Source organism: Streptococcus suis (assembly GCF_046032535.1).
Lineage (GTDB): Bacteria > Bacillota > Bacilli > Lactobacillales > Streptococcaceae > Streptococcus > Streptococcus suis_AK.
Window position 1 is genome coordinate 1 of sequence record NZ_JARQPL010000056.1, and the last position, 9,688, is coordinate 9,688.

11 protein-coding genes are annotated in these 9,688 nt (G+C 39.6%); 2 read left to right on the forward strand and 9 right to left on the reverse strand.

All coding sequences use genetic code 11. The annotated features are described in order from the left end of the window. Positions 1 to 109: 109 nt before the first annotated feature. The 3 genes from hpf to P7J58_RS10845 all read right to left on the reverse strand — a co-directional run bounded on the left by hpf (position 110) and on the right by P7J58_RS10845 (position 2,680). A complete protein-coding gene (hpf, locus tag P7J58_RS10835) occupies positions 110 to 652 on the reverse strand; it encodes a ribosome hibernation-promoting factor, HPF/YfiA family (RefSeq protein WP_014637536.1) in 543 nt (180 codons plus the stop codon). Between the two features lie 77 nt (positions 653 to 729). Continuing rightward, positions 730 to 1,395: a ComF family protein gene (locus P7J58_RS10840; protein WP_222309724.1), complete on the reverse strand. Its 666-nt coding sequence runs from the start codon at positions 1,393 to 1,395 to the stop codon at positions 730 to 732. Next, positions 1,388 to 2,680 (reverse strand): DEAD/DEAH box helicase, encoded by a 1,293-nt coding sequence (locus P7J58_RS10845; RefSeq protein ID WP_408556339.1) that lies wholly within the window; start codon positions 2,678 to 2,680, stop codon positions 1,388 to 1,390. The genes P7J58_RS10840 and P7J58_RS10845 overlap by 8 nt, the downstream gene beginning before the upstream one ends. 56 nt (positions 2,681 to 2,736) lie before the next feature. Here P7J58_RS10845 and P7J58_RS10850 point away from each other — a divergent pair, with 56 nt between their 5' ends. Then, positions 2,737 to 3,369 carry a YigZ family protein gene (locus P7J58_RS10850; protein WP_015646510.1) on the forward strand — a complete coding sequence of 211 codons (633 nt, stop codon included), beginning with the start codon at positions 2,737 to 2,739 and terminating at the stop codon, positions 3,367 to 3,369. Positions 3,370 to 3,457: 88 nt separating this feature from the next. After that, entirely contained in the window at positions 3,458 to 4,384 is a 927-nt protein-coding gene (gene cysK, locus P7J58_RS10855; protein WP_024419557.1) for a cysteine synthase A, read from the forward strand. 26 nt (positions 4,385 to 4,410) lie between these two features. Here cysK and P7J58_RS10860 read toward each other — a convergent pair whose 3' ends face one another. From P7J58_RS10860 to P7J58_RS10885, 6 genes are all read right to left on the reverse strand, one after another. Continuing rightward, entirely contained in the window at positions 4,411 to 4,782 is a 372-nt protein-coding gene (locus P7J58_RS10860) for a S1 RNA-binding domain-containing protein (protein ID WP_002937017.1), read from the reverse strand. A 1-nt stretch (position 4,783) separates the two neighbouring features. Continuing rightward, entirely contained in the window at positions 4,784 to 6,184 is a 1,401-nt protein-coding gene (locus P7J58_RS10865; protein WP_105146585.1) for a bifunctional Cof-type HAD-IIB family hydrolase/peptidylprolyl isomerase, read from the reverse strand. A 49-nt stretch (positions 6,185 to 6,233) separates the two neighbouring features. Further along, complete coding sequence (locus tag P7J58_RS10870; protein WP_002937025.1) at positions 6,234 to 6,875, reverse strand: response regulator transcription factor; 642 nt, start codon at positions 6,873 to 6,875, stop codon at positions 6,234 to 6,236. Then, positions 6,847 to 7,863, reverse strand: coding sequence for a sensor histidine kinase (locus P7J58_RS10875; RefSeq protein ID WP_014637529.1), 1,017 nt, complete (start codon positions 7,861 to 7,863; stop codon positions 6,847 to 6,849). The genes P7J58_RS10870 and P7J58_RS10875 overlap by 29 nt, the downstream gene beginning before the upstream one ends. Beyond that, positions 7,860 to 8,555, reverse strand: a complete 696-nt coding sequence (gene liaF, locus P7J58_RS10880; RefSeq protein ID WP_044773878.1) for a cell wall-active antibiotics response protein LiaF — start codon at positions 8,553 to 8,555, stop codon at positions 7,860 to 7,862. The genes P7J58_RS10875 and liaF overlap by 4 nt, the downstream gene beginning before the upstream one ends. Before the next feature lie 544 nt (positions 8,556 to 9,099). After that, the coding region (locus P7J58_RS10885) for a transposase (RefSeq protein ID WP_408572585.1) at positions 9,100 to 9,688 on the reverse strand (589 nt) is incomplete at its 5' end.

A 9,688-nucleotide genomic window follows, 5' to 3' on the forward strand; every position in this document is an offset into this window, starting at 1 on the left:
TTTTCTTATATTATACTCCTAAATACGAAGAAAAGCCCTTAGAAAATCAATTCTAAGGACTTTGTCTTCAGTCTGAACAGCTGCAAAAACTGCAACTGTTTTATTATCTTTATTGACGTACCTCTAGAAGACCCAAATCTCCATCTTCACGTCTATACAATACATTTGTTGTACCGTCATTAGCATCTGTATAGATAAAGAAATCGTGTCCGAGCAACTCCAATTGGAGGACTGCTTCTTCCATATCCATTGGTTTCAAGTCTACTTGCTTAGTACGAACCACTTTTACTTCCTCACCTGTTTGCTCAACAAGTTCATCTGTAAAGACTTGACCAGTTGCCACTTTTTGACGATGTTTTCGTTCAATCTTGGTTTTGTTACGACGAATTTGACGTTCAATCTTATCTACTACAAGATCGATAGAGCCATACATTTCTTGTGAAATATCTTCTGCGCGAAGTGTAACTGCTCCAACTGGAATTGTCACTTCTACTTTTGCGCGCTTGTCACGGTAAACTTTTAGATTTACTTTAGCATTCAACTCTTGTTCTTCATTGAAATATTTCTCAATCTTAGCCACTTTCTCTTCTACATAGGTGCGAAGTGCATCTGTAACTTCAAGGTTTTCTCCACGAATACTGAATTTAATCATATTTAGTACCTCTTTCTTGGCTTTCGCCTTTCTTCACTATTATTATACCACATTATAAGAATATTGCAACCGTTTTCTCATCGTGTTAGTGAAAATGTTTTGATTTCTTTCCTACCAATTTTCATGAAAAGTTCTACAGCAAGTTGGATTGTGGCTCCTGTTGTATATATATCGTCGAATAATAATATTTTTTCTGGCACTTCTTTTTCATCTAATAGATAGAACATCTGTTTTGCTTCTAGTCTCTCTGCACGATTTTTTGATGATTGTTTTTGGCTTTCATACTTTCCAAGAAGGGACTGATAGGGAATATTTGTAGCATTCAAAAGTCCTTCCACTTGATTAAAACCGCGTTCTGATAGTCGTTTTTGACTAATTGGTATGGGAACAATTGTGTAGTCAGGAAACTGGCTTAACGCTATTCTAAGCTTTTTAGCAAAAATATTTCTTAAAACATAGTCTCCTTGAAATTTGTAGCGACTAAAATAATGTGCCATCGCTTGATTATATCGGTACAAAGCTGTATGAACAACTGGTTTCCCTTGATTCTGCCAGTACTGACAATCCTTGCAACTTTCCGATTCTCCATTTTTATAACAATGTGGACAGTGTTGCTCTGCTATTTCCTCAAAAGTCGAAAAACATTCTTCACATATACCCGATTTTTCTTTACTAAAGAAGATGAGATCTGAAAATCTTGTTTTATTTTTCATAGCTTGGGCGCACAATAGACAATTAGACATAACCAGCCTCCTTGTTCATCTGTTTAATTTCAGCGATTGCCTTTTCAATGGCTCCTGTACTTCCCTCATGATAAAACTGGAGTAAACCAGTCGGACGTTCCATACTCCTACCAACCCGACCTGCAATCTGAACGAGACTTGACGCTGTGTAGAGGTAATGATTGGCTTGAACAACAAAGACGTCTACACATGGGAAGGTCACCCCACGTTCAAGAATAGTAGTCGAGATTAAGACTGTGATTTCTCTCTTGCGAAACCCTTCAACTATTTCAAGGCGATTTTCTGTTTGACTAGATACAAAGCCAATTGTTTCTTCTGGGAATGTTTTTTTCATTATCTTGGTAAATTCTTGACCTTTGGAGATTTCTGGGACAAAAATGAGTAAGGGAAAGCCCGACGTTCTCTGTTCTTCAATCGCTTTTTTCAACTTTGGAACTAGTCTATTTTTCTTTAGTGTATCATCGAATTTACTAAACCAGACTTTTTGCGGGACAACAAGCGGATTGCCATGAAAGCGCCTTGGCAAACTAAGACGGCTTAATTTGCCCGTTCTGACTTTTTTATCCAATTCATCTGTTGAAGTCGCCGTCAGAAAAACTTGAACTCCGTCTTCCTTGACCGCATTATCTGCTGCTTGATAGAGCATGGGATTATCTGCATAGGGAAAGGCGTCTACTTCATCAATCAAAACCAAATCAAAGGCCTGATAAAATTTTAATAACTGATGTGTGGTAGCTACAACTAATGGGGTTCGGAAATAGGGTTCAGACTCTCCATGTAGTAAACTAATTGGAACTGAAAAGTCATTTTGCAGACGTTTATAGAGTTCGATACAAACATCAATTCGAGGACTAGCTAAGCACACCGCTCCGCCTTTATCAATCACTGAGGCAACGGTGTGGTAGATCATTTCTGTCTTACCTGCTCCCGTTACTGCATGAACCAATGTCGCACGATTATTTTCCACGTTTGCAACTAGTCCATCTGAAATTCTTTGTTGCCAATCAGTTAATTGACCTTTCCACTTTAAACACTTAGTGCTTGGAAAATCTTTCTGAGGAAAATGATAGAGTTTTTCGTCTGACCGCACTCTGCCTAGAAGCAAGCAGGCTCGACAGTAATAAGCATCGTTTGGCAATTTGTTTTCTTCTTCAAAAGTTGTTCCACAGCGAAAGCAGTTATTCTTTTTTGTAATACTTGGCACTTTTTCTGCTATTTCTCTTTCTTTTGCTGTCAATTGGTATTTGGTAAATAATCTTCCATAATAATTTTCTAATTCTTTCATCGCTTATTTATTCGGAATTTCTTGTCAGTTTTAAAAAAAATTAGTACAATTTGGTTATGAAAGAATTTAAAACAATTAGAGAAGATGGTATTGTTGAGGAAGAAATTAAAAAGTCACGATTTATCTGCTTTATGAAACGAGTGACCAGCGAGGAGGAAGCTCGCGACTTTATAAACAAAATCAAGAAAGAACATTACAAGGCTACTCATAACTGCTCTGCTTTTGTCCTTGGAGAAAATATGGAAATCAAGCGTTCCTCAGATGATGGGGAGCCGTCTGGTACTGCTGGTGTGCCAATGCTGACGGTTTTAGAAAATCACGAACTGACCAATGTTGCAACGGTGGTTACCCGCTATTTTGGAGGTATCAAACTCGGGGCAGGCGGACTTATTCGTGCTTACGCTGGAGCCGTGGCTAATGCAGTCAAGGAAATCGGGGTTGTGGAAGTCAAGGAGCAGGAAGGGATTTCCATTAGCATGTCCTATGCCCAATACCAAGAGTTTGCCAATTGGCGAGCGGAGCAAGGTCTGGAAGAATTTGATACCCAGTTTACTACTGAAGTTTCAACCATGATTTTTGTAGATAAAGAATTCCTTGAACAAACCTTAGCAAGTCTCACTGACTTTTACCACGGAAAGGTATCCGCGGAAAAAGCTAACTCTCGTATCGTTGAGGTACCTGTCTATTAAAAAAAGCTATCAGCGAGATAGTTTTTTTATATTATACTTTTTAGCTTCTCTACTATATACTAGTGGTAACATCATTTGGAGGTGCCTTATGGCTATTTATCAAAACATTACTCAATTAGTTGGAAAAACACCAATTATCAAGCTAAATAATATTGTTCCTGAGGGATCTGCGGATGTCTATGTTAAGTTAGAAGCCTTTAACCCAGGATCTTCTGTAAAAGACCGTATCGCCTTGGCTATGATTGAAGATGCTGAAAAAGCTGGTACAATCAAACCTGGAGATACTATTGTTGAGCCAACAAGTGGTAACACTGGTATCGGTCTTGCTTGGGTTGGAGCAGCAAAAGGTTATAAGGTGATTATCGTCATGCCTGAAACCATGAGTGTTGAGCGTCGTAAGATTATCCAAGCTTATGGAGCTGAACTTGTCTTGACTCCTGGTAGCGAAGGGATGAAAGGGGCTATCGCCAAAGCAAAAGAGATTGCTGAAGAAAAAAATGGCTGGGTTCCTTTCCAGTTTGCTAATCCATCCAATCCAAAAGTTCACGAAGATACAACAGGACAGGAAATTTTGGAAGACTTTGGCACAACTGGTTTAGATGCCTTTGTATCTGGCGTTGGTACTGGTGGTACCGTTTCAGGTGTTTCGCATGTTTTGAAGACAGCAAATCCAGATATTGCTATCTATGCTGTCGAAGCTGATGAATCAGCTGTCTTATCTGGTGAAGCACCTGGTCCGCACAAGATCCAAGGTATTTCGGCAGGTTTTATTCCAGATACTTTGGACACTAGCGCCTATGATGGCATTATTCGTGTCAAATCCGATGATGCCTTAGCTACAGGTCGTGCTATCGGTGGAAAAGAAGGATTCTTAGTTGGTATTTCTTCAGGTGCAGCAATTCACGCTGCTATCGAAGTCGCTAAGGAGTTGGGAACTGGAAAAAAAGTGTTGGCAATCTTGCCTGATAATGGTGAGCGTTACTTGTCAACAGCTCTTTACGAGTTCAATGATTAAAAAAGAAAGAAGGTTAGGAATGCATCCTATACCTTCTTTTCTTTGTGTTCTTTGAGATAGCCTTTAGCTTCCTCAATCCATTTCGGAAGTTGTTTTGCTAAAGGGGAAAAACCAATTTTATTCCGTTCATTTGTAAAACGATGATGACGCGGAATTTTTTGTTGTTCTTCTTCTAAGGTCCGGATTGATAAACTAGCCTTTTCAGTATATTCATCAAAGTCGACTACCTGTACCAAAACCTCTTGCCCCAATTTTAAATGATCATAAATATTATCAACAAAACCTGTTTTGATTTCCGAGATATGGATTAGGCCCGTCGTCCCATTCTCTAATTGTACAAAGGCTCCATACGGCTGAATGCCCGTTACCGTCCCCTTGAGTTTATCTCCGATTTTCATCTTAATCCTCTATTTCGATGGTCTCAATTACAACATCTTCATGTGGACGATCTGCTGAATCTGTTGCAACCGCTGCGATAGCATCCAAGACGACGAAGGAGTCTTCATCAACTAGATGACCAAACACTGTGTGGCGTTGATCTAGATGTGGTGTCCCGCCATTTTTGACATAGGCTTCTGCAACTTCTTTAGGCCAACCGCCTCGTTCTAATTCTTTCGCATTGTATGGGAAGTTTTGGTTTTGAACGATAAAGAATTGGCTTCCATTTGTATTTGGTCCTGCATTGGCCATTGACAAGGCTCCTCTGAGATTAAAAGCTTCCATTGAAAATTCATCTTCAAACGCAGTACCATAAATAGATTCACCACCCATACCTGTTCCGGTTGGATCGCCACCTTGAATCATAAAGTCTTTGATAATACGATGGAAGATAATTCCGTCATAATAGCCATCTTTAGAAAGAGCTACGAAATTTGCTACAGTTTTGGGTGCAATTTCAGGGAAGAGTTTTACTGTTAACTTACCATGGTTAGTCTTGATATGCGCAACTGGTCCTGTAACATTTTCCAAATCTAATTGCGGGAAATATTTTTCTTTTTCTACCATACCTAATTTCTCCAAGGCATCAAAAATGCCATCTTCTTCTACTTTTTTTGTGATATAATCTGCATGCTTTTGCAGTTCTGGATGCGAATGCCCCATAGCGATACTAATTCCTGCATAATCGAATAACTCAATATCGTTGAGTCCATCTCCGAACACTAGGACATTTTCAGGTTTCAGGCCTAGTTTTTCAACAACCTTAGCAACACCAGTTGCTTTGGAAGAGCCTTTTAGCACAATGTCCGATGAAATAGCATCCCAACGAACACTACGCAATTCCGCTTGCAACTCTTCTGGAAGTTCTACTTCGTGACCATCTTTCTCGAAAGTTAGCAATTGGTAGATGTCATTTTCTTTATAAAAAGTTGGGTTTGTTTCCAAACCTTCATAAATCAAGTCAATTACTTGACTAATGCGGTCAGTTCGTGCAGAAAGTGTCCCTTTTTGACTACCAAGCATACCATATTCGATTCCAATTTCTTTAGCCCAACTTAATACAGATTCTACTAAATTTTGGGGCATTGGCTGATGGTACACTACCTGACCTTTGGCATCTTCTACGTAGGAGCCGTTAATCATAGCGAAAAAGTCTGGCTTTAAGGCTTTGATTTCTGGCACCAAACCATAAGGAGTTCGTCCTGACGCAATTCCTGTCAAAATTCCCTTTTCTTTCAGTGATTTGAAAACCTGCTGAATTGATTCAGGAATGTAGCCTGTATTCTTCACACGTAGCGTGTCGTCAATGTCAAAAAAGACTATTTTTATTTTTTTTGCCTTATATCTGAGTTTTGCATCCATATAATTCCATTATCCTTTGGTTGAAAATTAACTAATTTTCATTATACCACTATTGGTCCTCTTGCGCCACCAAACCATGCTGGAAAGCATAAACAACTGCTTGAGTACGATCGCTAACAGCTAGTTTGGATAAGATATTGGAAACATGGGTCTTAACAGTTTTTAAGGATATGAAGGACTCATCTGCAATTCGTTGATTATCATATCCCTTGGCTAACAGCGTCAAGATTTCGCGTTCACGAGCTGTCAAGTCATCATGTAAATCTGGGTGGCGTTTATGGTGCTCTACTTTTTTCTCTACTTCTGTCTCAATAGCATATTCTCCAAGAGCTACCTTGCGGATGGCTGCTAAGATTTCGTCAGCACTTGACGTTTTCAACATATAGCCACGAGCTCCTGCTTCCAGCACAGGATAGATTTTTTCATTATCTAGATAGGAGGTCAGGATGACAATCTGCGCTTGCGGCCATTCCTTCAGCAAGGCCAGGGTTGCTTCTACGCCAGTCATCTTGGGCATAACCAAGTCCATCACTACAACATCGGGTTTAACCTCTAATGCTTTAGCCAAACCTTCCTCGCCATCACTAGCTTCTGCAACTACTTCAACATCTGGCTGTAAATTTAAGTAACTTTTCAATCCTAGACGAACCATCTCATGGTCGTCAACCAACATCACTCGAATCGTATTCATCTTCTTTTCCTTTCAATAGTGGGATACGAATATCGATCGCCACTCCCTTATTTGGAGCTGTGCGAATTTTTATCGTTCCAGCCATGTCTTCAACCCGCTCACGTATGTTTTGAAGACCGTAACTTAATTCATCATCTGCACCTTGTTGGAAGCCGATACCATCGTCTGTCATTTTCAATTGAAGTTCTGTTTCTTTCTGCAAGAGGTAAACATCCAAATGCTTGGCCTTGGCATGTCGCAAGGTATTACTGATAATTTCTTGCGCAATGCGGAAAAGATGTTCTTCAATTAGTTTCGGTAACTCCTCTACTTCATGTTGGAAATGAACGATAATATTACTTTTGTCGCTAACTTCACGCAAAATCAGCTCAAATCCTTCAACCAAGGTTTTACTTTCAAGTTCACTTGGGCGTAGATGTAATAATAGGATGCGTAGATCTCTTTGGGCAGACTCAATCATGTCTTTCACGAGCATCAGCTGTTCCTGCAAGGTTTCCTGCGGAAGAGTGGATAGATTGGACGATAATCCTGACAAAATCATGCTCGTTGCAAATAACTCTTGACTAACCGTATCATGCAAATCCCTGGCAATCCGTTTCCGTTCTCCCTCAACAATCTCTTCTTTCTTGACTAAATCTTGATTGTCAACCAGCTGCACCTGACGCGTGAGGTTTCTGACCTTATCAGACAACTGGAGCAAGAGTTGATCACTTTCGGTATCTGTTCGAATACTTTTATTCTTCAAGATAGCTTGTAACTTCGTCCGCATAACCTGAGTGGAGGCTAGGCTGACAGTTTGTACCATTACAGCTAGAAAAAGAGTCAAAACAATAACTAGTAGAATGAGAGTAAACACGAGCTGCTCCGTTGAAATCCAGAGCGTAACATCTAGCAATGAATAATTTAAAAGTGGGAGGGTGGAAGCAATCACTACAAAAACAATAAGACAGGCAAACCAGGCTAGGAGTAGGTAGGTACGTTTTCTCATACGCGAACCACCTCCACATCTCCCAGTATATTGTTGGTAACGACTTTTACACGTTTGTGTGATTCTTGATAATCGGGACTATTGACCGCTATACTTTCATTCCGCAAATCCCAGTATGATTCACCCAAGAAACTTACTCGTCCATAGATACTAGTTGCTGAAAGTGCAACCTCAACATCAATTGGAACAATAATTTTTGTCCGTCCAAACGTTTTACGAATAACAACAATATTATCTCTGCCAACTAATACAGTCTTATCCAAATCAACTACATCATTGCCAAACAAGCGTACAATGTTAATATCTTCAAAACCAAACCTATCTTGAGAGTGGTCGTGGTTGCCAAACCATCTATTTTTCTCTTTTTGAACCTGTAGAGAATAGTCACTGAAAATAATATGGGTATATTGGTTTCTCTTTTCATAACGTGAAAAGAAATTAATCAGCATGTACACGACTAGCAGCATAATCCCAATAATGAAGAAGGGATTTAAAACAAAGACCAAAAATAATAGAGATAAGGAGCTGACCAGTAAAACACTATTAACTTTTCTTCCTAGGAAGTACCAAATGACGAGTAATAAGGCAGAGAAAAGTAGCAGGGTCCGACTGGCCTCATTGGCTACCACGTCAAAGGCTGCCATCGTAAAAATCATACTTTCTATTAGTAGAAAAAATTGAACTTTCCGCATCTTCTCCATCCTTTCTATACTATTGTAACAAAAAATAAGTAAAAGAACTCCATCCAAAGTAGGAAATATAGTCGAATGAATTAGCTTTCAGACAAGGAACTGAGGCGCAGGCTATACTAAAGTATGGCAAGGCGAAAGTGACGATGTATCAAAGATAATTCAAATGACTGATATGTAAAGCCCTTTGTCAAGTAAAAAACAATCGAACTGATAAAAAATGAAAAGTATCTAGAAAGAGCCTAGTTCTTAGCTTCGGGCATTGGCCACTCTGATATTCGTGGATTGGTTACCTACAGGTCAATGGTTCTGCCGCGAGTCCTACTCTCTATAAGCGTGGATCACAATTGTGCCACTTAGTCGTTTCGTAGATGACTCAAACCTTGAAGTCCTAAACTCCTTCAAGATACTTTCCATTCAAACATGATTTCAATCCTTATTTCTGTCCAAATTCACCCAGTGATTTTGGATAGAAATAGGGATTCCTCATCGCTCTGCGATGATAAAACTTAATTGTCAAAAGTGTACATGAAAACAAGTGCTAACTTCAAGCTATTCTTCCTGTCATCATCCCCCAAATAAAACCAGATAATTCCCGTGCAATAGCTGTTTTAGCAACATTTTGTTTCTTATTTTTTTCTAGAACAAGTGTGCGATAACGTCTTCTTAGGCGTTCATTAGCCTTATCCGCATAAGCAATTACCTCCACTCGGTTTCCACTTTGTCTCCTTTTCAATTCTTTGGATTTATACCCAATAGTCCCCTTAGCCAATGATTGTGCAGCTTCTATCAGAAGTCGTCTCACATGGCTATTACTAGCTTTGGTGATAGCACCTCTTCTCTCCTTGTCGCCACTAGAGTTTTCGCTAGGAGTCAGCCCAAGATAAGAAGCAAACTGTTGAGCTGTCGCAAAGCGATTAAAATCTCCGATTTCTGTCACAATGGAAAGAGCGGTTAGTGTTTTAATGCCAATAAAGCAAGAAAGCCGTGAGACCTTCTCTTGATAACTGTCGCTTTGAGCCAGTTGCTCAATTCGTGCATCATACCGTTCTATTTGAACTACTAATTTCTCATAGGTCAATAGATATTCTGTCAAAATCTCTGCGTAAAGTCCATCAGGATTTAGGGAACGGAGC

Bases quoted from the DNA above. Each gene is read 5' to 3' on its own strand.
- hpf (WP_014637536.1), bottom strand. From the start codon at position 652: ATGATTAAATTCAGTATTCGTGGAGAAAACCTTGAAGTTACAGATGCA.
- P7J58_RS10840 (WP_222309724.1), bottom strand. From the start codon at position 1,395: ATGTCTAATTGTCTATTGTGCGCCCAAGCTATGAAAAATAAAACAAGA.
- P7J58_RS10845 (WP_408556339.1), bottom strand. From the start codon at position 2,680: ATGAAAGAATTAGAAAATTATTATGGAAGATTATTTACCAAATACCAA.
- P7J58_RS10850 (WP_015646510.1), top strand. From the start codon at position 2,737: ATGAAAGAATTTAAAACAATTAGAGAAGATGGTATTGTTGAGGAAGAA.
- cysK (WP_024419557.1), top strand. From the start codon at position 3,458: ATGGCTATTTATCAAAACATTACTCAATTAGTTGGAAAAACACCAATT.
- P7J58_RS10860 (WP_002937017.1), bottom strand. From the start codon at position 4,782: ATGAAAATCGGAGATAAACTCAAGGGGACGGTAACGGGCATTCAGCCG.
- P7J58_RS10865 (WP_105146585.1), bottom strand. From the start codon at position 6,184: ATGGATGCAAAACTCAGATATAAGGCAAAAAAAATAAAAATAGTCTTT.
- P7J58_RS10870 (WP_002937025.1), bottom strand. From the start codon at position 6,875: ATGAATACGATTCGAGTGATGTTGGTTGACGACCATGAGATGGTTCGT.
- P7J58_RS10875 (WP_014637529.1), bottom strand. From the start codon at position 7,863: ATGAGAAAACGTACCTACCTACTCCTAGCCTGGTTTGCCTGTCTTATT.
- liaF (WP_044773878.1), bottom strand. From the start codon at position 8,555: ATGCGGAAAGTTCAATTTTTTCTACTAATAGAAAGTATGATTTTTACG.